Source organism: Flavilitoribacter nigricans DSM 23189 = NBRC 102662 (genome assembly GCF_002646595.1).
In the GTDB taxonomy this organism is placed as follows: domain Bacteria; phylum Bacteroidota; class Bacteroidia; order Chitinophagales; family Saprospiraceae; genus Flavilitoribacter; species Flavilitoribacter nigricans.
In genome coordinates this window covers 20,303-44,417 of the sequence record NZ_PDUD01000041.1, presented here as the reverse complement: position 1 = coordinate 44,417, position 24,115 = coordinate 20,303, and the positions used below count along the sequence as shown (strand labels likewise).

Genomic DNA, 24,115 nt, shown 5'->3' with positions numbered 1-24,115 from the left:
GTCAGATTTTTGGGATACCTTCCGCATTGGCGAATGTGGAATTTTCTACTAGCCGTCTACCTTAAAAGAAATTTTTAACTGAGTAAAATTAAACACTACCTATAACAATCAATAAAATCATCCACCCAGGGCATGGGCCAGATCATCGCAAAGATCACCGGCATCTTCAATGCCTACGGATACCCGAAAAATTCCGGTCCCCGCATAATCCCGGTAGGCACGTTCCTGCGATTCGCTTAAATGAAAGGAAGAGTGGAGCAGGGCGTCCGTATCCAGATAAAAGATCAGACTTTTATGGTGTCCCAGCGATACAGCGTAGTGAAAGACCTGCAGTCTACTGGCCAGGCGCGGCACCGTTCGCTCCGGATCTTTCACCTGAAAGGTCAGCATACCGGAAAAATTGCGCATTTGCCGGACCGCTAGTTCATGTTGCGGGTGGGACGGCAGACCGGGATACATCACCCGCGTCACCTGTTCGTGCCCCTCCAGAAACTGTGCGACCTGAAGGGCGTTTTGCTCGTGAGCGATCATCCGCAGGGGAAGCGTGGCCAGCCCACGCTCAATGAGCCAGGCGTTGAACGGACTGATTACGCCCCCCCATCCGTACCGATGCAGCGTGCACCGGATGGAGCAGATCCGCACGCCCCAGTAAAGCCCCGCCGACCGCATCGCCGTGCCCACCGATATATTTGGTCAGGGAATGGATCACCAGGTCGGCCCCCAGAGTGATCGGCCGGGTGGCCACCGGCGTAGAGAAAGTAGCATCCATGGCCAGCAATGCTCCCCGCCGGTGGGCAATATCCGCTACCAGGCGGATATCCGTCAACCGACAGATGGGATTGCAGGGGGTTTCGATGTATACCAACCTGGTGTCCTCCTGAATGGCCGCATCCACCGCCACATGATCACTCATGTTTACCCGACTGATCCGAACCTGCAGTTTCCCTAACAACTCATTGACCAACTCGGAAGCGCCGGCGTAGGCAACATCGCTCATCACCAGATGATCCCCGGGATTGAGTATCTGAAACAAAAGCGTAGAAATGGCCGCCATTCCACTACTGAATACCAGACAACGTTCCGCTCCTTCCAAACGAGCCAGCTTTTTGGCCAGCCGGTCGATCGAAGGGTTATCCCAGCGGGTATATACGTAGGGCTGTGCTTCCGGCCCATTTTGATCATCAATGGAAAAACCGGTGTCGGCCTCGAGTTTGAATGCCGTAGCCATACTGATGTCGGAGATCGTGGGTGCATTAGGTTTATCATCGGCCTCACCCCCGTGGATGGCCAAAGTGCGTAGATTCATATCTGAATAGGTTCTTATTTCTCGAAAGAAGGAAATGTGTCCATTTGGAGGGCCCCTACCCTATCCATTTCGGGGAACATCATTAGTGGCTTAACAGATACAGCGCACCGCCTTATCTTCAGGTACAGCGTCCCCTCCTATTCAAACCGGAATGCACAGTGAGGATCAGGAGCGTTCCCACTGCTCACAGTACGCCTCCACGCTACTTTGCAGCAATTCGTCAAAATTGGAAGCATCTTTCAGATCGTTCAATGCTTCCAGGCGTTCCTTCAGGATCTGTTGGTATTTTTTCGGATGTTTCTGACGGAAGGCATTGAGGTCAAAGCCGGCCGGTTTTTCTTCCGCAACGAAAAGTTCCGGTTCCTCCGGCGCTTTGGTCTTGCGGCGGCTGACCGTCAGCTTATTTTTCACCGAATAGGTAGGTTCTCCCAGGGGATGCTTGCCGATCTGCTTTTCATCGGCCAGCAACTGGCGGAAATCTTTGGCCGTCATTGTCTTGGCCCGTTTCCGGTTATCGCGTTCCTCGGAGGTCAGTTGTTTTTTACGCGCAATGACCTGTTCCATCAGACTGGCGTACAATCCGGGCTCCTCAAAGCGCTTGTTGCGGATCCAGCCGACAAAGGCCTTTACTTTCTCTTTGGGGGATTTGCGGTTGGTTTTCTTTTCGAAGAAGGCCAGCAGGTAGGTTACAAAAAAGTCTTCGTAGCCGATGAGTTCACTGCCCTTGATGATCGGCATAACCTCATCCAGCGCCACCGCCAGATTAACGCCGTATTCGGACAAACGGTTGAAAGCCCGACGCTGGGCTTCGGTCAGCGCGTCGATCCGTTCGACCCACTCCCCTTTGCTCACCGGTTTGGTTTTGGCTTTCGGTGCGGCGATCTGTTTGGTTTTAATGGCATCCTCTTCGATGTGGACATCGACGTCCTTTTCGTTGATGATGAAAGCAATGTCCGTGATCCGGCGACTTTTACGCAGATATTCCAGTTCAACGGTCAGGCGTGTCTTTTCGTTGATCTCGTCCTTGGCCACATCGAGCACTTTCCGGCGGAAATTCCGGAAATCGGGATATTTATTCTGAATACCCAGGCGGGCCTTGAGTTCTTTTACCCCTACGGTCATCGTATTCCGGCCGTGCCGGATATTTTCGTAATAATATGCTTTACACATCTGGAACAACCGGATGGAGAAACTGCTCTTCATGCGCGCCACCTCCATGAGTTCAAAACGGGTGAAGCGCTCTTTCAAGCCGAGCATGAAGGGTTTCATTTGGGGGGAAAAACCGAATTCTACACACAGTATGCCCTCCTCATTGCTTTTCGGTACCGCACCGGCCACCCAGTTGATGTGGCCGCGCAGCCGGACGCCTTCCAGTACAAAATCCGTCGGAAAGGTGATCTTCTTGCTGGTGACACTGTCCAGCAAATCATCCAATCGTTCGTAAAAAGAACCGTGCTTTTTGTCTTCATCGGCTTTCAGGACGGACTCGATCTCCGTTACCGGTACCAGATAGGTCTCGAAATCGGAATCCTCCGGCCGAATGAGTGAAGCCATATACAGGATCAGCTTCATCTCCCGGGGGGTTAGTTTGTAGCGCGCGTGCTGAATAAATTTGTTAGCGATCGCCGCAACCTGTGTGGTATTCTCTCGTCGCATACCGCTCTGGTATATGGGTTATAGATTTAGAACATGTTTAAAGTTCATCCTTTGGACTTTAAACATGTTCTTAATTCCCGAAAACAGGAACTGCTCAATAAATAAAGCTTGTCCGGATTACATACTGGCCGTACGGACCGATAGGCTATTTCCTAACAAGCTCTCCATGCAAACTGTCGAACGCCCGGACGTGAAAACATCCCCCACGAGGGCTTATCTTTTCATCCAGACACGCCCGCGAACGGGCTATCGGGAAACGGCACTCCAGACACTCTGTTGAATTAAGGATCTGAACGATATAAGTTGGTGGTGGACCAAATAGGATGGGTTCTGCACCTGCTTTTACCTTTCACTTTGATCCGGGCCATTTTCCCGAAATTTTAAGCAATTTAAATCAACATGTGTACTTTCCAAAATAAAAAAGTACACATTTTAGCAGCTATCCCACAAGAGGTACACGCCATACCCCACAACTAGTACACAAAACTGATTTTCAGCTATTTATCGCCCACAATAGGTACACATTTAGCGGAATGGAAAGCTCTGAAAACAGCCGGGGAGGCTTTCCGGCTGCGGTTTCCGGGAAAAAAGAGGGGCAATTAGCTCTCCAACGGGCCTTTCAGCCGAAATTTTAGTGGAATTTGCCCCATAGACTATATTTTCCCCCATCAGGTACACATTAAATAGGTGTACCCAGTGTGGGAATACTGATTTCCCCCGTTGGGTACACATAAACCGGGAATTTAGCGGAATGATGGCCCTTACCGCCGGTTTTGGCCCACAGAGGGTACACATTAAAGTAATTTGCTCCCCCATTGGGTACACATATAGTTGTAGTAAAGATCTTCCTCCTACTCAACTACATTATACAAGTATAGTAATAAATACCTGTAAATCAATTAGTTAATTAGTATTTTAGATAATATTCCCTTTCCCGGAATCTTCACCATCAAAGCTGCAGCCGTCGGTCATACCGGGATTTCAGGGTTCGTCCACGTCATGGACACATTACGTCTAACCTACTGATATACAGCAGTTCATACCCGGATAATCTCAGTCAATGGTTTAACCCCACATGCAGTACACATATAAGTGATTAACTATCAATTACTTACAAAACAGGGTACACATTATCAAAGGTGTACTTAATTGGGGTAATAGCGATCCCCCACCGTGGACACTTACTTCCCCCAAACCGTACACGCTCCTTCCCCACTGAGGTACACGTATGTCCCACAACTGGGACACGCTGATCCCACCGGAGGGACACACCGGCCCCACATTGAGTATTCGTAAGTCCCACATTACCGACACATATACCCCACACCATGTACACGCAAAAACTTGTAAAAATCTGTAATTCAACGCTTTATAAGGGATATAACCTAATAAAGACTAATTACTTAAAGCTTCTAAAAACACTTAATACTTTAAATAGTGAATAAGGGCAGGTGCTTTTATATAAAAGCTTTTTAAGGATTTCATCAGGAATAAATGCTTTAGGTCTTAAAAAGAAAAAAGTTGCGCTAAAAAAGAAAATCCCCACAATGGGGACACATATATATATGGTATACCCACACTGGGTACTCATTTGAAAATAACGATCGCTTGGTGGTTTGTAAGCACAGCCCAAAAGCTGCGCAATCAAACGGCCAGATCCTTTTCGCTATCACAGGCGGTATGATCAGCGGGAATGGTGGAGTTATCTGCTATGATTAACTACCGGTATACGATACGGTACAAAGTGCTTTGGTCCGTACGGCCCTTCCTTCGAGCTCGATCCCGGCCTTTGCCTCCAGACTGCTTTGGACCAGGGGCATCTTATATCCTTTATGCTTACGGTCTTTATTTGGCCTCTCCCCTACTCTACCGCAGGGCTGTTCAGTTCTATAAAACGCAATGCGAATTTTTCCATTACAATGTCAAGCACAATAGCAATAGCAAGCAAAAGGCAGCATTCTGCTCCGATTTTGACCTTTTCGCCTGATTTTGAGTTATTGAAATTGCTATTGCCATTGAAATTGCCATTTTTTATTTTCAATAATTTGAGAACTGAACAGCCCTACCCTACTCTACCGGGAAATTAAGACAACCCCCGAAACGCACCCGCCGAAGGCATTCAACTATGGATAATCCGAATCAGAAGTTCTCTTTGGAAGAAATTTTCCTTTGTGTCCAAAATGAGAGATAACTAAATGACTATCGCTTAGCTCGACTTTAGCATTTTATGTTGCGTCCAGTAAATAGAATAGGAGAACGGACATTTTAAATCAAAATATGGCCAGAGCTACGCCCTTCGGTGTAAACCCCGTTACTGATCTACAAATATTTTCGCAGCTACGCCGCTGACATCGATAAGGGGATAGCCCTGAAATATTTGTAGCCGTTAAAGGTATATGCTTAACCTGCATCAAGATGGATAGCAAGGGGAACTGATAATCATTCGGCTGATTGAATTGCGGGTCGTAACGTACGGTCGCCTGCCGGTGCTTGTATCGGGCTTGCGGGTACTACCTTTCAGTCCTATGTCATTACCCCAAGATCCAATTGCGCAAACGTTTGGTCCATCTTTGACTGAAACTGATTTTGAGTTTTGAAATGACTATTACCATTAGGTTTACCAATTCCTCATACTTTAGGTTGAGCACTGGATAATCGTGAATGCAGGAAATGGAGAGAAGTCTTAATGGATACTAATACGCCAGAACCGATCTTGCGCGAAATCATAGTGATCCTTTTTTTGATCGGAAGTATCACTTCCGGGAGAAAGGCTTACCACTAATCTCTAAAACCGGGTCCATTCTCCTCCATCGACTTTCCTTTTCTCTAGTATCAATTGAATGAGAACGGTGTGATTCCCGAGTATTTGCCCCAATGGTACCTGCCGGATATAGTTTCGAGCTTTCTATAAGTTCCGATCTTCTTATCGATAGCAACGGTCATCAAAAAGAAATACCACCGTTTTCTTTTATGCACTCCTAGTGCTGATATAGAGTTAGGAAGTCACTGAAAAAAATTATGGGAGTAGAATGAGATCTCCCACCATCTCTTTACTTTTGGCTCATTGGATCAATGGATAGATTTTGATCCATGGTTTTACTTTCCGGCGCTAAGTTGAAATTGTTACAATCTATAGCAATTTTCTTTTCCTCAGTTTTTCCAAACAGTCAACTTACGATCAGCTGCAAAATTCCCGGTTTTAAAATCAGCCGTTTTAAGACACGACCACAGCTGGTGTCGTCTATGTGTCCGAAAGGATAACTAAGTGCATTCAGGTGGGCTTAAAATCGCAAATAAGTGGATTTAATGTTGGTGCTAAAAGTTTAACTGCTGGAAAAATGCCGGTTTTTAATTAAATATATTTAACCTAGGTAAAATAGGTAATAAATTCACAATGTTGAAAATTTTTCATTTAGTCATAAATTTAGTATAGGTGAAATAGGATGAATTCATGTCTATTTGATATATTTAAAATAGGTTTAAATTATCTTAATTTTTAGATAGAGTAAAAATTTTAGAGTGGTTTAAAATTTAACCAAGCGTAAAAATTTTTAAAATTAAATAGAGGTCTTATTTGAATAATAAGCATAAATAGTATAGATTTGTGAAAAATATCGGATCGGTGATCTGGTTCACCTGTTTTTGAATTGGTGAAAAATTTGAAATTTGCAATCTGGATAGTCTAGTCTACATTATTCAGAATTATCAGAAATAGGTGAGAAATTGAAAATAAGCAGTATTGGTTAAATGGTTTAAATAGGCAGCCTGATAGGAGAAAGTGAAAAAATGTACACTATTATCAATGGAGTACATTTTTAGGTCGCCATAAAATAGAACCAAAAGCTTAAATAGTTAAGCTGGGTAATCAGCAAAAAAAAGGTGGAATAGCCTAAACAGGTCCACAAATTCAAGATTGTTGAAATTGTCTGGCTATATCCACCATGTTAACTTAGGCCCAATAGCCGATTTTGTCGAAATAGGCAGTCTAAATCACCTGGATAAAAATTATGAACTATGGCACATATTATATCCTTAGCAAACCATAAAGGCGGGGTAGGCAAGACCACCTCGGTACAAAATATCGGTGCGGGTCTGGCGCGTGCGGGGAAGAGAACCCTACTGATCGATTTCGATCCCCAGGCGAACCTTTCGGATGGCTTCGGTTACCGCGACCTGGATTACGGGGTCTTTGAGGCGATGCTCGGGGAGATCGAGCCACCGGTTATAGAAATACAGCCGAATCTGAGCCTCATCCCCGCTAATATCGGCCTGGCCGGTGCGGAAATGTATTTCAGCTCGTATACGGCCCGGGAAAAGATCCTGCAAAAGACCATTATTAATAAGGTGGAGCAGGATTTTGATTTCATCCTTATTGACTGTCCGCCGTCCCTGGGTCTGCTGACGATCAACGCCTTTACTGCTTCCCGGGAGATCTACATCCCGCTGGATGCGGAATATTTCAGTATGCGGGGTTTGGATAACCTACAGGAACTGATCTACCGGGTCAAGGAAGACCTGAATCCGGTGCTCGACATCACGGGCGTGTTCTTCACCAAGTTCGATGGCCGACTGGTCATCAAGAGCAATGTCGAGGGGCTCATTCGGGACCAATTCGGGGATCGGGTCTTTACCACCACTATTCGCAGCAATATCGCCGTAGCGGAAGCCCAGGCACAGGGGGCGGATGTCTATTCCTATGATTCCCGCTGTAACGGCGCCCAGGATTACGAACAGCTTACGCAGGAAGTGCTGAAAAGACACGAATCCCTGGTTACCGGCTAATGTGTACCCGGTGTGGGAAGTTGCCCGCATGGGGGCAACTACTACAATATGGTGTACACTACACCTCCCAACGTCCAAAAGAACTCAACCTCCGGAACAAACTTCTAACAATCTAGATCATGGCTAAGAAAAACTTCACCGACAGCTTAATGGGTACCAATCGCTCCAAGAAACTGGATATGCTGGTCACCGGCGGCACTACCCGGGACGATTCAGCGGCTAAAGAAGGCAAAGAAGCGGAAAAGAAGGCGCCTAAAGAACCGGTAGCGAAAGCTCCGGCTAAAAAAGAAGCGGCTCCCGTGCCTGAAATCGAAACATCCAAGCCGGAAACGGCCAAAGCGGAAGCGGAAGCGGAAACACCCAAAATTGAGGCACCGCCGAAAAAGAAACGTGGCCGCAAGAAGAAAGATGTCGAAAAGGATTCTTTCTTTTACACCGTCGAAAAGGAGTTCCTTTTCGAAGTAAGAGCCGCTGCCTTCTGGGATCGCCGGGATATTTCGGAGTTCATCTCTATGGCCCTCAAGCATTATATGTACGAAGAAATGGGGGAAAGCGAGGTGCGCCGTGCGGTTCGGGAATACAAAAAGCGCCTGGAAGAAGCGGTCTAAAATACAGTCTAACTCAAACGTGTACTCAATGGGGGTAGGGTAGGGGTTTCCTGCTCCGTGGCCTGCCTTTATTTTTAAACCGGTCGAATTCGACCGGTTTAAAAATAAAGGGGTAATCCCCGAAGACTTTGGGAGTCGAAGTAAATATTTTGAAGTGGCAAAGAGATCAATTACAGTACAGGAAACACTGATCCGCGTTTCCAAGAAGGGAGACGATGATTATGTCTGCCTGACGGATATGTGCAAGAATTTTGATGCGGACCCTTACGACCTGTTAAAGGCCTGGTTGCGGAACCGCAGTACGGTTGAATTTCTCGGAGTTTGGGAATCCATCCACAATCCGGATTTTAATCCGGTCGAATTCGACCGGATTAGAGCAAATACCGGATTGGGTTCTTTTGTACTTACCGTAAAACAATGGACGGAAGGCACCAATGCCATCGGGATTGAATCCAAACAGGGCCGGTACGGAGGTACTTACGCCCATAAGGATATTGCCATCCAGTTTGCCACCTACCTCTCGCCAACTTTTTACCTGTATATGGTAAAAGAGTTTCAGCGCCTACAGGAAGAGCGAAAAGAGTCCCTGGAGTGGGATGTCCGTCGCATCCTTACCAAGATCAATTACCAGATCCACAATACGGCGGTAAAATCGATTCTCCCTAATCGCATCACCAAGGATCAGGCCTCCATTCATTACGCTTCCGAAGCGGATCTGCTCAATCTGGCTCTGTTCGGTCAGACCGCCCGCGAATGGCGTCGCGCCAATCCCGACGCTAAAGGCAATATGCGGGACCATGCTTCCCCGGAGCAATTGGTAGTCTTGGCCAACCTCGAAGCGATCAACGCCGAGTTGATCCGTGAGGGACTCAGTCAGTCCGAACGTCTCCAGCGCCTCAACGAGATCGCGATCTACCAGATGCAGATCATCGTGCGGCCCGGAGGGAGAGACCTGGATCCGGGAACGGATGTCCAAAAGCTGAAATAGGGGAGGGGCTGCAGCGTTTGCCGTTTCCCAAATCTGCCGTATTCTCCATTATCCGGGTAATCCTGGTCCGAAAAGGTTGAAATTAGCGGTCCAATTTGTACCTTAGGAATTACCTAAACCCCGGATAATATGAAACGCGTAACTCAGGTGTACCCACAACCCGCCCTTGGCCACCGCCCGGCTCGCCAATTGCTTCGGACCACATGGCTCTTCCTCCTGCTGATTGCAGGTTATCGCGAAATCTCGGCGGCCTCCTCTTCGCCTCCCACACTTTTCAATGACACCCTGATCGTATCCCCCTACCAAAGCTGTTACGAACCGCTGGACAATGTGCATGTGGAATGGACCGTGCCGCAGGGGCCTTATCTGCTGTATCTCTGCAACGAGGAGACCGACAACTGCCTGATCGCCGGCGCCTACGGAGGGTCCGGCGTATACCAGACGGGAATACCTACGACATTCCGGGGGATCTCCTATTTCAAATTAGTGGATAAAGAGGGGAGGGTGATCTACAGCCATATTTTCTGGGTCAGTGAGGATTGTACGCAAGCTCCCAATCCCCTTTGCAGCCTGGTCGTTACCAATACCAACGACACCGGCCCCGGTTCCCTCCGGGCCGCTATCGAATGCAGCAATACCCTGCCGGGACCGGACCTCATCCGTTTTGACATTCCCGGCAACGGTCCGCATGTGATCTTCCCGGCTAGCGATCTGCCGCTCCTGACCGATCGGGTAGTGGTAGATGCCACGACCCAGCCCGGATATACGCCCGGAAGTATCCTTATTGACGGATCGGCGGGAGGTATCTCGGGCTTGCAGATCCGGGCCTCCGGCACCGAAGTGTACGGGCTGCACATTCGCAATTTTCCCAGTTCGGGATTCGAGATGTTGGATGTAAGTGACTGCATCCTGGGCTCGACCGATAAACCGAATTTTTCCACCGGCAATTTTTACGGTCTTTTCCTGGGTAGGGGAGTGGACGCTTACTCGAATACCATCAGCGGCAACTATTTCGGGGTCGATCCTCAGGAACATGCCGAACCGAATAGATACGGCATCATCATCTTCGGAAGTTCGGACAATGAATTCCGAGGTAACACCATTGCGCACAACTCGCACGGTGTATTTTATAATGGAGGCGGCAATACCGGTAATGTTTTTTCGGATAACCATTTCTTTTGCAATGCCGCGGCCTTCACCAGAACGGAAGAACAGACGGAGCCTCCGGTCGTAACGGGCATCAGCCCGGAAACCATTACCGGCTCCAGTATCCCGCTGGCCCGGATCGAGGTTTTCCGGCAATTCGCGAGTGACTGCTCGCAGTGGTGCCAGGGGCGCGATCTTCTGGGGGCAACTACCGCGGACGCCAAAGGCAACTGGTCTCTAAGCGCCCCTTTCCCATTTAGTCTGCAGGCCGGAACGGTGATTACCACTACGGCTACGGACGACGTACAAGGCACTTCTCCTTTTTCCGACTGTGCCACCGTAGTAACTGCGCCACCCGGCTGCGCGACGCTTCATTATCCAAAAAACGAACAGACCGGGGTGCCGGTCAATGTAACCCTGAGCTGGACGGTAGCGGGCGAGCCAGCTTCGGCTTTTCAGCTGAGCCTCGGATCCACTCCCGGCGGTACGGATATTATCGATAAGCTGGAACTCGGAAATGTCTATTCGTTACCACTCACGGGCCTGCCTCATAATACCCGGATCTACGTGACCCTGCTTGCCCGCAATCTTCAAGGAACTGCGAGCGCTTGTATGGAACAGTATTTTACTACCGTGGAGGATCCGGCGGGCGGCTGCCCGGACCTGCAGCTCAGCGATCTGACAGTAGAGCGGATCGACGGGCAGAATATCCTTTTCTCCGTGTTGCTTCGGGACATTGGTACCGGGGCTTATCCCGCTCCGGATAATCTGCTGCCTTTTGAAGTAACTTACTACACCTCGGACGATGCCGATATCGAGGCGGGTAATCACGTGGACGGCCCCTGGCCGGTGCTGGAAGGCCGACTCTCCGTCGGGACCGCCCTGGTATTACAAAAGATCGTCACCTTCGGCCATCCGGATGATCGTTATCTGACCGTCCGGGTGGACAGCGCCGATGGTGTCATGGAATGTGATGACACAAATAACGTGGTCCAGGTCTTCCTGCCGTCGCTTCCGGGAGTGGACAATGGGCCAACGCCCCTGCAGGAATTACAGATGAAGGTTTTTCCGAACCCTTTCACCGTAGCCGCGGAGATCCGCTATGAGTTGCCGAAAACGACAAGGGTAGATATCGGGATCTGGGATCTTTACGGTCGCCGGGTAGCCAGTCCGGTCCGCGAAATGCGCCAGGAAGCAGGCTACTATAATCTGCGCTTATCTTCAGGCGATCTGCCGGCCGGCATCTATTTCGCAGTCATTCGCGCTGCGGGCGAACGGCAAATAGTCCGGATGGAAATTATAAAGTAAGGTTTGGAGGCATCTATTCTAATCCATCCGGGTACGAGACCTGGTCGCGTATCCGGATGGCTATAATTGCTGAATGATTGTGACCAAGGAATCCAATAGCCATTCAAACCGTCAATCGTCCACCATCCAACCGTTAACCGCCACTCTTTTCCCGATAAACACCAATTATACCGGATAAACCCATTAAAACAGAGGATAACCACAGTCATGTGGGAATATCCGGCGTAAAACCACTGCTAAGTCGATCCATTTGGCTTGTCGATCAATTAAGCGCACTGATCGCCTATACCGTTCGTTCATCCTGACTCGTATTGGGCATCTCTTCCAATTGCTCCAATTTTGACCTTATAAGTTCCCTTAAGAAAATTAGGTATTTGATTATTCCTCCTCCTTACTAAGAATAAGCTTAGCGCTTTAGTTCTCCCTATTTGAATATGAAAAAAGCTGGATGCCGGATCGTGCCGCAACCTACGAACGGTATCTCCGGCAACACCTTAATCCTCAAATTAACCTTAACCCCCCTTTACACAATTTCTGAAAACCTTTATTCCGATTTACGTGCTGCGCGCTTGAATCTAAGATTTACTGTAAGCATTACCGGATCCCTGGGCTCGAAAGAGATCCTTTCGGGTGGAGGCTTTAGGTAAGCATTATAGGGTAAGCTATAATGGAAGCCTCCGGGGGGATCTGCTTAATCAGTAAACGCAATTTCAAAACACGATAAACGCCAGTTTTCACACAAAAGAATCATAAGCGAGTTTCTATGGGCCAATTCTACGGATTTATCTATCGGAGCATCTCGTGCTGTTGCACGCTTGTCGTATTGCTTGCCGGCATTTTGGGGAGCTCCCATGAGTTGCAGGCGTTACCCGATCTTGGGATAACGGAGATCACGTCGGCTTCCTCCTTTCCCGGATATCAGGAAAGAAAAGCGGATCCGGATCTGATCGTCGGATACCCGCAGCAGCTTTCGTTCGTAAAGACCACCGAAACCATAGCTTCGATCTATACTGACCGGGCACTGCGGGACTTTCCTGCAGTTACTGCCCAGGATCCATCCACATTCCAATTATTTTCCCACGGGAAACCGGGGAAACTCTTTATAGAGGGTGCATGGAAAACACCCACCCAAATTGCGGAGTTTGTTGAAGCCAGGACCCAAAACATGGGTTCTGGTATTTCCCATTTGAATATCTACGGATGTGAGTTTGGCAAAGGCCGACAGGGCCGGGCTGCCGTCGCATATCTGGAAAACAGACTGGGCGTTTCCGTAGCCGCTTCCGATAATATTACCGGCATTGACGGTGATTGGGATCTAGAAGTTGGGATTCAAGGAACTAACGCGATTCAATTTGAAAACTACCCATTTAACTTACAAATGTATGGAGATGATACTCCAATTAACATTTCCAATCCTAACCCCAACCTTATTGTCAACCCGGACTGGCAGACGGTGACCAACGGTGTCGCCGGTTGTGCCAATTCCGGTCGTTACTATGTTGCTCCTAACAGGGATAGATATGGACTAAAGACACCTAATGGCTGGACCGTTACGGGAAGTTCTTATACATCGGGAGGGGAACAGTTCTCGAATTCCTATCCGTATCCGAGAAACGTCACTAACAATACTGCCGGAACCACACCAGATGGGACGCCCTCATTTTATTTTGGAAATAATCCGGTTTATGTTGGCACCTACTCCAGTCCGAGTGAGACCTATTCGATTGATGCGCAGGGACTGGTAACCTGGTCCGGAACTCCGGACTTTGTTAATGCAAGTGGCCCCTTAACTCCTTTTGATTGCACCGGGTCAAACGTATCATTTTTCGGAACACCCAAGCAAGCAGTTGTATTAACTAAAACCATAACTGGTTTAACTGTGGGGACCACCTATCATTTGGAGTTTTGGGCTTCGGGAGAAGCGTCTTCGGCATCAACTATTTATCAATACGATGGAGCATTCCTGTTCAATGCTGCAGGTGCGGCTAATATAGACCAATGGCTGGCGGTGCCGTCCAAGGGGAATTTGCGGTGGAATGGCGATGCGGGAACAACCGGAATCGGAACCAGCCAATGGTATCACCTGCAGTTTACCGCCACGTCGACCAGCTTAACCTTATCATGGTCAAACTACGGGCATGCCGAAAGATTGATCAATGGAAACTATGCCGGTGCAGATGAGCTCAATATAGATGGAGTATCCTTAAAGATACCTTGTACAAGTTCAACCAACATCGCTCCGTACGTTTGGACCAGTGCGGGTGGGTGGCAAAATCAAAGTACCATAAATGTAAACCAGGGCGAGGATATTGGTATTGGCACACAAACCGGATTGCAGAGTGGAATGGTATTGCAAAAACCAAATGGTAGCTTTGATGATACACCCGACGGTGACTCTTACTTCAATCTATATAATGTGCAGCCGTCGCAATCGGGTACCTATTATATAACTTATACGGATGGTAGCGGTTGTACCAGAACTCAAGCCTATACTCTCAATGTAACAACTGATCCCTGCGCCGATCCCTCCAATATTGATTCAGATCTGGACGGTATCTATGATGTTTGCGATCTGGATGACGATAATGATGGAATTTTGGACGTAACCGAGTGTACAGACTTTGCAAATGTTGCGACCAGTGGTACGGCTACATTAAGCAGTACCTGGACAGGTAGTTCAGCGGCTAACGCAATTGATGGGAATACCGCAGGCTCATCTCATACTGGTACAGCACACTCGAATGGAAATACTACTACTGACTATTGGGAAGTAGATCTTGGATCTTACGAATTAATTAATACAATAAACATCTTCAATAGGGACGATTGCTGTCAGAATAGGTTAGGAAATATGTATATACTAATTTCTAACACCCCTTTCCCTTCCGATGCTTCAGATCTATCCGGCGCGCTTTTAAATGCAGATTTTCAATTTCAGCTCTCAGCAACCGAATCCGGTGATCCGATCATAAACGTTGGTGGCGAAGTTGGTAGATATGTACGGTTACAGTTATCTGGTGACAATCCTGGTGGTAATACGATCAATATCGCCGAGGTTCAGGTTTTTGCCTGCAATACAGATACGGATAGTGACGGCATCCCAGATTATTTGGATACCGATAGCGACAACGATGGCTGTCCTGATGCAACAGAGGGGGCAAACAATTTAACGACAACAGCGACATTATCCGGAGGTAGTAGTGGTGGTAGCTCAGAAAATTTAGGAACTTCTGTTGATGCTGATGGTATTCCAACGGTATCAGGAAGCCCGCAAGCAACAACAACTGCCGTTACCAATGCCGGTGATAATAGTGCTTGTGTTGATCCATGTACAGATCCGTCTGGAACTGATACCGATAATGATGGTGTCAATGACTTTTGCGATTTAGACGATGATAATGATGGTATATTAGATACAGATGAAAAGTGTACACCTCAACTGTCCGGTTCATGGTCAGGTACAAGTTCGCCAACCGGTTCGGCAGGTGGATTGGGTATCACCATGAGTTCGACTAATATTAGTGGAAGTACAAGTTTAACGTATAGTCCTAATGGTACCTTTAATGGAACCAACTACTGGACAAATGCTGCCGCAACGGGTGCCAACTCCCTCCAGTTTATCTATACATGGGATACTACTCCGAGTTCAGATGAAGGTGAAGATATCGACGATGCCGCGGATGATAAAGGAACGAGAGCCGTTACACTAACATTTGCTCAACCAATTACCGAATTAACACTGCATATCGACAGAGTAGGTGGGAATGGAACATCTGATCAAGGTATTGAACCTTATTACAGCAACTCCAGCTTGTGGCAATTACAGACTGCTGATGTGAGTATGTTTAAGCTTTCTGGAAATGATCAGTTCGTAGTGACAAGTACGGAATTTTATAGAATACCGGATGTCAATCAAGGCCTTTCTACCCCGCCTACCGAACCCAATAATACCAATGGAACAGCATCGGGAACCATCTTTTTTAGTTCAACAACGCCGTTCACCACGTTGACATTTAATGTGACAGGTATTGGTGTTGAAGGGAATGGCAGTGATGGGATAGAATTTATTTTTGAAAGTTGTACGCCTATAGACACCGATTCCGATGGAATTGTAGACTATTTAGATACGGATAGCGACAACGATGGTTGCCCGGATGCAACGGAAGGGGCGAACAACCTCACCACAACTGCGACATTAACCGGAGGTAGTAGTGGAGGTAGTTCAGAGAACTTAGGAACTACCGTAGATGCAGATGGTATTCCAACAGTATCAGGAAGTCCGCAAGCAACAACACCTGCCGTTACCAATGCCGGTGATAATAGTGCTTGTGTTAACCCATGTACAGATGCTTCCGGAATTGATACGGATAATGACGGGGTCAATGATGTGTGCGACTTAGACGATGATAATGATGGAATTTTGGACTCTGACGAATGTACAGGTTTAGCTAACGTGGCTTTAAATGGTACGGCTACACAGAGCTCTACATTAGCTAACTCAAACTGTCCAGGTGGTAGTTGTACTGCGAATCTGGCAATTGATGGAAATACCAGTGGTCTATTCTCCGATGGATCGGTAGCTCATACCTGGAATAGCCCAACCCCATCGTGGTGGCAAGTTGACCTCTTAGCAGATAAAGGGATCGAACAAATTGTGGTTTGGAATAGAGATGATGCTGCGGGTTCGCGATTGGATAATTTTATATTAGAAATTAGAGATGCAAGTAATAATGTGTTGTATACTTATACACACCCAGGTGCTGCAGCGCTAACAACCACAATAGATTTCCCAAGTATTATTAAAGGAAGGAAAGTTCGAATTATTGAAAATTCTCCGACGGATGGTTATTTAAACATTGCTGAAGTGCAAGTATTTGCTTGTTCTACCGACACCGACGGAGATGGGTTACCTGATTTTGTTGATACCGATAGTGACAATGACGGTTGCCCGGATGCCTTTGAAGCAAATAATACATCTGATGAAAATCTGTACCAATTCACAGGCTCTGATGCCAATGATGATGGATTGGTAGATGCGGTTGACGCTAATGGAGACGGTACCCCGGATAATGCACAGGATTTAACAGCTCCGTATGATGGAGTGGCCGCCTGTTCTTTCCCCTGTACGGACCCCACCGGAGCCGATGCGGATAACGACGGTATTATTGATGTTTGCGATCTGGATGATGACAATGACGGCATTCTAGATGCAGATGAATGTTATTTGGGTACCACCCTGGATCTCGGATCGTTCAATGGACTAATTGCTCAGAATGGAACCACTGTTACTCAGACTATCGCTCAACCGGGAGTCCCCGGTGGCAATAATGTCACCCTAACCTTGGTGACTCATTCAACCGGTACGGTAAGGGCCGACGCTACTGCGGCATCTTTCGCTACCCGTGATCCTTCGGGAGATAAAAGTGGTATCCAGTTCAGCGGTAGTTACGATAATACCGAAGAAAGCAGCGCCATTTTCGAATTTGACGTGCCGGTGCACGATTTGACTTTTGATATAACGGATGTTGACTACGGTGGGGCAAGTGGGCCGGAATTAACCTTCGTAGTCGGTTCGAGAGCGTCTAATACTTTAAAGTATATATTGGAAAATGAGGGTACGGTTACGGTAGTGGCTGACGGGCCTGGGCCTGCTCTAAACTTGAACGTCTTAAATGGATTTTCAGCAGGTAGCACCAATGTGATAAGAATTCGCTTTAATGAACCAGTGGGTTATTTAAAGGTGACCGCAACGGGTGGTCACGCTACCGGGTCGGTCACATTAACACAAACGATGTTCAACCTTAATTACAGTTGTGATTCGGATGGAGACGGTGTGGCGGATCACTTAGATGTAGATAGTGACAATGACGGTTGCCCGGATGCCATAGAAGGGGATGGTAGTTTTACCAACGCAGATTTAACAAATGGGCAGTCACTATGTGATCATTCAGGTTGTATTGACGGAAACGGTGTGCCAAACATAGTGGGTACATCCGGACAAGGAGTGGGCACCTCACTAGACCCTAACGTACAGTCTCCGGAATGTGATCCCTGCGATCCGGCTAGTACGCAGTTCGCAGATACCGATGGTGACAATGTCGCGGATGTTTGCGACCTGGATGATGACAATGATGGTATCCTGGATACCGATGAAGGCTTCTGCAATGAAAGTACAACTTATACCTGGGCCGTTCCCAATACAGATGTGCCCGTTGGCAGCCCCTATACCCTTGGGTCTACTTCCTTTAACGCCTCCTTACAAATTAATGGTGGAACTTCAAATACGACCAATTTAAATGCCTCACCTAATGAATACAATGGATGGTATTTACATCAGGGCGGCCAGGCACCTGGTGAGCCTATTGTAGCCACCATAGATTTTGCTGATCCTCTAAATAGCGTGTCATTCGAAGTAGGAGATATCGATGGGGGCACTACAGGTGCCAGCGGGGCCACGAATGCCGAAATCGTTCAGCTTACTATTATCACTGAAGATGGAAGCAATTATGAATTGCAACCTTCAGACTACACTCTGGGAACGGGTAGTGGGTCAACGGTGACTTATGTAGGTGGAAATACCTTTTACGGAGAAGGCGGTGGAACACCGGGAATAAGTGACAACACCGTGTTGTTTATCCACCTGGATCCAAGCGTTTGGGTTAAAACGATTTCCGTATCGTATGTCATGGACAGAGAAGCCTACGACGATGGATATATCGTTGCTTTTAACAGCCTAACGGGATGCTTACCCCTGGATACCGATAACGATGGCACCCCGGATTATCTGGATCTGGATAGTGATGATGATGGTTGTTCGGATGCTTATGAGGCGGGAAATACAACCGATCAAACTCCGGATTACCAGTTCACGGGTACGGACTCCAATCTTGATGGTCTGATAGATGCTATAGACGGTAACCAGGATGGTACGCCGGATAACACCCAATATCTTGTGGCACCCTATGATGGTGTTAGCGCCTGCATCGCGGATTTGTCCTTAACTAAAACGGTTGACCATCCTACGGTAGCGGTCGGCAATCAGGTCACCTTTACCATTACGCTTAACAATAGCGGACCCGGTGATGCAACCGGCGTGCAGGTGACTGATCAATTGCCGTCCGGCTATACTTATGAGAGTGCTTCGACGTCACAGGGATCATACAATCCGACAACCGGCATCTGGACCGTAGGCGTGATGAACAGCGGATCAACCGCAAACCTAACCATTACCGTTACGGTCCAGCCTGGTGGAGACTATACTAATACGGCGCAGGTTACTGCCGCTGACCAAACTGATCCCGATAGCACACCTGACAATAATATCCCGGCAGAGGATGATCAGGATAGTGTCTCTCCTACGGTGCTGGCCGGAGCACCCTGTACAGGAAAGATAGGCGGCGTTCTGCCGGGAGATGATTTTGACGGTGATGGTATATGCAATGACCTGGATTTTGATGATGATAACGATGGAATTGTTGACATCTACGAAACCTGTACTACAACCAATGCAATCGGCGCTTTTGATGTTTCGGTGGTCAACGATGTGGCGTTCACAGAAACGCAGAAAAACAACATCATCGACTTGAGCCAAAGTACTTTCTATGCTTCGTCCGATACTTATATAGATCGCATCATCTATGCATTCGAAGCAACGGACAATGTAACCAAAATATCGATCTATAATAATGCCGGAAGTAATCTGGGCGATGGTCAATATGTGACCTCTATTAACAGAATTCGCTTATTCGATGTAGATGGTAATACGGTTTTTGATCAATCGAATGTATCCATACCGAACGGCAATGCCGGTGGTAATCCATTTGAAATAACCATTAGTCCTGCCCTCAACAATGTTACCAGTATGTGGTGGCAGGGAGTCAATGGCGGTACAGGGGGTATTGCATTCAGAGACGGATTTATTCGCGGCTGTGATGCCGATGCTGATGGTGATGGATACTCCAATCAATTTGATACCGATAGTGACAATGATGGATGCCCGGATGCCGTAGAAAGTAATGCTGTAAGCGCTGGTGTTGGGTATAGCTTTGACCAGCTGGATGAACGCTGGATGGTAGATCTGCCCATTGGAACCAATCCCGGAGCAAATACTTATGGTGTTCCGAACAGTAATAGAAATAATCCGGTAGGCGCCTACGATGCTACTACCCAGGCCGTGGAATGTGATCCCTGTAACTCCGGTAGCTCATTGTTTTCCGATATTGATGGAGATGGAGTAGGAAATGCCTGCGATCTGGATAACGATAACGATGGAATTCTGGATACGGAAGAGTGTCCGGGAGGAACTATCGGCTTAACGAACCCGTTGACTTATTTGGATTTCAGTAATGCGCAAATTTTAGCTGACCCCGATCCAAATGATTATATAGGCCCCCAGGTCTATGTGCCAAATGCCGGACAAACCATCGGTGGACAATGTATCGACGTTCGAATAAGCGTTGAAGACATAACCGGACTAAATGCCCCAACATTTATCTGGACCATCCAGAGTGATGGTAGTATTTTACACAACGGAGCCTCTTATCGCAATTATCAATTTACTATCTCTTACTTTTTATGTGGAACAAATATTCCGGTCGACCTGGCTACCTTATTTACCGCAAGGGACATTGATGGAGATTGCGATTGGAATAATGATGGCATTTCAGATAATCCGGATTGTGATCTCTATACTGTAAATCAGGTAGCCGATGATTACCTGTATTTCAATTCCGGGGCGATTAACGGCTTTTACTTTAACGACCCGACATTAATATACAGTAGAGAGGCTGGCTATACAACCTATTGTCATTCCAGTGGAGCAGATAATCAATCGCTCTCCAATATATCCGGTGTAAGTCCTACGGCAGCCACACAGCAGGCATTTATTGAGACTAAGATGTCTACAAGTTTCACATTCGTTTATTATTGTGGTCAGTATGGAGGTGTGTATCTGGATATGACCGACAATAGTTCTCCTGCATGTGATACGGATAGCGATGGTACTCCGGATTTCCTGGACACAGACAGCGACAATGACGGCTGCCCGGATGCTATTGAGGGAGCTGCCTCCTTTACTTATAGTGATCTAACCAACTCGGACAATCTTGCGGATGCAGATGAAGGTTCGGTGGATACTGACGGTATCCCCACTAATAATGGTGCACCGCAAGGGATAGGCTCTGCTCAGAATGCAGCTATTAACGAATGTGCTGCGGACCTGAGTCTGACCAAGACGGTTGATAACGGTACTCCAAATGTGGGAGATCAGGTGACCTTCACAATTATGGTAAGTAATGCCGGTCCGAGTGATGCCACCGGTGTAAGTGTGAGTGATGTATTACCTGACGGTTATACACTGGTGACGGATAATAATCTGGGAACTTTCAGTCTGGCAGCCGGTACAAGCACCAGCTTTACGATCGTAGCCACGGTCAATGCAACCGGTAATTTTGAGAATATAGCGCAAATTGTCACCTCCGATCAGACCGATCCGGACAGTACGCCTGGAAACAATGTGGCGGGTGAGGACGATCAGGATAGTGCCTCGACCACCCCGAATGCCAATCCGGTACTGCAGGTAGTGAAGAGCGGTCCGGCGACGGCGACAGAAGGTCAGACGGTGACCTACACCTTTACAATCAACCACGCCGGAACCTCTGACGGCACGCCGGCGACGATCATCAGCGTGAGCGATGATATAGCGGGAGCAGGCAATTATGTGAGTGGTGATGCCAACGCCAACAACTTGTTAGATGTCGGCGAAAGCTGGATCTACGAGGCGAGCTATACCATCCAGGAAACGGACCCTGATCCCCTGGTAAATACTGTAACGGTAAACTACAACGATCAGGACGGCGATGCGCAGACCCCGGTAACGGACGACCACACGACCAGTATATCGTACGTAGTTAATATTTCCGGCAACCTGTTTGCGGATAACGATGCCTTAACGGATAATACGGTCGACGGTACCGGATTCAATACTCCTGGCGGCAACGATATGTACGCCATCCTGGTCGATGCCGGTGGTGATGTAGTGCAGAGTGTCCCCATCAATCCGGACGGCACCTATACTTTCACGGATGTTCCGGCCAACCAGACCTATACGGTCATTATCAACAATTCCGACCAAACGGTTGGCGATCCGGCTCCGGCCCCCGGCGTGACGTCCGGATGGGATTTTGTCGGTGAAAATATCGGCAGCGGTGCCGGTACCGATGGCACGCCGGACGGCAGCATTTCCGTAACTGCGGGAACTGCAGATATCGATAATTTGAATTTCGGCATCATCCGCTACGGTTCTATTACCGGCAATGTCTTTGAAGACCTGAATAATGATGGCGCCTTTGATGCCGGTGATGATGGCATTGGCGGGGTGGAACTACTGCTCTTTGAAGCCGATGGCATAACCCCCGTTACCGATGAGTTTGGGGTACAGATCTCCGCAACTACGGCAAGCGGACTGATCATCTATGAAGGTAAGTTCAAGGATGTTGGATTCTATTATTTCGAAAATCTGCTTCCGGGTACCTATGTCATTAAAGAAGTAGATCCAAGCGGCTATACTTCCGTACTCGACCAGGATACCGATAGCGGTACTTTCCCTCTGGACAATGATGTGAACACCAACACGAATGATAACCTGCTGACCGTGGAGTTAAGCGTGTATACTGATCCGGGTGTTCCTTCCACTTATCTGGCGATCGAGCATGACCACGAAAATGATTTCCTCGATATTCAGCCGGGCAGTATCAACGGTTCCGTGGTAGATGAAAATGGTGATGGTATACCTGGCGTGGTGATCGAGTTGTGGAATGATACCGACGGTGACGGCATCCCCGATACCAATACCGGACTGACGGCCACCACGGATGCGAATGGCGATTACCTATTTAATAATATAAATCCGGATGACTATGTCCTGGTAGAGCAGCAGCCCGCCAATTATACCAGCGTCAGTGACGGTGACGACACCCCGGATGCGGGTGGCGATCAGGCCAACGTATCGCAGACGGATAACATCATACCGGTCACAGTAGCTCCGGGTGAAGACGACGCCGACAACAACTTCGGCGAAGACGGCAATGCGGGTAGCATCTCTGGTACGGTAAGCGACGAAAATGGCGACGGCATTGCAGGGGTAGTGATCGAGCTGTGGGAAGATACCGACGGCGACGGCACACCGGATACGAATACCGGCCTGACGGCAACCACGGATGTAAATGGCGACTACAGCTTTACCAGTGTAGATGCCGGTGATTATGTAGTAATCGAGCAGCAACCGGCGAATTATACATCCACTGGTGATGGCGATACCACACCCGATGCTGGAGGTGATCAGGCGAATATATCGCAGATCGACAACCTGATACCGGTAAGTGTAGCCCCGGGTGAAGCGGATGCGGATAACAACTTCCAGGAGCAACTGGATTGTGTGCAGTTCGATCTCTGGGTATACCTGGAAGGAAGTTTGATAAGTCCACAGACCGGCTCGTATATAACGCCGCCGATGCGAACGACCCTGAATGATTCTAAATTATTACCCGGGCAGTTCGTAGAAAATGTATTTACGGGTAATGTATATACCCCTGCGCTGGGTACCTCTGGCCAGGTATATAACATTGCTCCCTGGAACTACAATGGAGGAGAAGGTTTACTGTACGATTCCGGGGCCGATCCGGCAAACGCTGATGCAGGATACCCGGCTACGGTGACCGATTGGGTGCTGGTTTCTCTGAGAACTGATCCAGGCAATGGTTCGGAAGCTATTTGTCAGCGTGCAGCGCTACTGCACAGCGACGGCCACATTGAGTTCGTCGAGGATGATTGTTGCGTACTCGATCCGGCTCAGAGTTACTACATCGTAATAGAACATCGCAATCACCTGCTGGTGATGTCCCACCAGGCGGTGCCGATCGTCAATGGCACCATTAGCTATGACTTTAGGAATAAGCAATCGTACATCAACGATCCGTTTGGTGGTGGCCAGTTTATTGGCCAGAAAGAAGTACTGCCGGGAGTATTTACCATGTACGCCGGCAATGGAGATCAAACAAGCACTATGAACAGCGATACTGATATCAATGCATCCGACCAGAGTGCCTGGTTGAATAACGGTCCGCAAAATCAGATCTACAACCTGATTGACTACAACATGGACGGCGATGTCAGTGCCCTTGACTATGACCTCTGGCAGAGTAATTCGCCAAGATTTACCAGTGTACCGCGACAATAACGATCGAATGAAAAACTGGATCCGTCATCGGTTGAAGCTTTGGTAAGCAGCAGGATTGGTCTAAAGGTCCCTAAAGGAGAGGCGGG

At 48.0% G+C, this 24,115-nt stretch carries 8 protein-coding genes; 5 read left to right on the top strand and 3 right to left on the bottom strand.

The annotated features are described in order from the left end of the window. Positions 1-117 precede the first annotated feature (117 nt). The 3 genes from CRP01_RS43240 to CRP01_RS32350 all read right to left on the bottom strand — a co-directional run bounded on the left by CRP01_RS43240 (position 118) and on the right by CRP01_RS32350 (position 2,962). Positions 118-669 carry a PLP-dependent transferase gene (locus CRP01_RS43240; RefSeq protein WP_262510344.1) on the bottom strand — a complete coding sequence of 184 codons (552 nt, stop codon included), beginning with the start codon at positions 667-669 and terminating at the stop codon, positions 118-120. Next, positions 560-1,306: a trans-sulfuration enzyme family protein gene (locus CRP01_RS43235; RefSeq protein ID WP_222845862.1), complete on the bottom strand. Its 747-nt coding sequence runs from the start codon at positions 1,304-1,306 to the stop codon at positions 560-562. Before CRP01_RS43235 ends, CRP01_RS43240 begins: the two co-directional genes overlap by 110 nt. Before the next feature lie 165 nt (positions 1,307-1,471). Then, complete coding sequence (locus CRP01_RS32350; protein ID WP_099154228.1) at positions 1,472-2,962, bottom strand: replication initiation protein; 1,491 nt, start codon at positions 2,960-2,962, stop codon at positions 1,472-1,474. 4,014 nt (positions 2,963-6,976) lie between these two features. Here CRP01_RS32350 and CRP01_RS32340 point away from each other — a divergent pair. The 5 genes from CRP01_RS32340 to CRP01_RS32320 all read left to right on the top strand — a co-directional run bounded on the left by CRP01_RS32340 (position 6,977) and on the right by CRP01_RS32320 (position 24,029). Continuing rightward, on the top strand, positions 6,977-7,744 hold the full coding sequence (locus CRP01_RS32340) for a ParA family protein (RefSeq protein ID WP_099154226.1): 768 nt from the start codon (positions 6,977-6,979) through the stop codon (positions 7,742-7,744). A gap of 119 nt (positions 7,745-7,863) precedes the next feature. Further along, positions 7,864-8,352: a hypothetical protein gene (locus tag CRP01_RS32335; RefSeq protein WP_143473625.1), complete on the top strand. Its 489-nt coding sequence runs from the start codon at positions 7,864-7,866 to the stop codon at positions 8,350-8,352. Positions 8,353-8,506: 154 nt separating this feature from the next. Further along, positions 8,507-9,340, top strand: a complete 834-nt coding sequence (locus CRP01_RS32330) for a KilA-N domain-containing protein (RefSeq protein ID WP_099154224.1) — start codon at positions 8,507-8,509, stop codon at positions 9,338-9,340. Positions 9,341-9,469: 129 nt separating this feature from the next. After that, the gene (locus CRP01_RS32325; protein ID WP_099154223.1) at positions 9,470-11,794 is read left to right on the top strand and encodes a right-handed parallel beta-helix repeat-containing protein; all 2,325 of its coding nucleotides are present in this window, start codon (positions 9,470-9,472) and stop codon (positions 11,792-11,794) included. Positions 11,795-12,557: 763 nt separating this feature from the next. Next, positions 12,558-24,029, top strand: coding sequence for a galactose-binding domain-containing protein (locus CRP01_RS32320; RefSeq protein WP_099154222.1), 11,472 nt, complete (start codon positions 12,558-12,560; stop codon positions 24,027-24,029). Positions 24,030-24,115 lie beyond the last annotated feature (86 nt).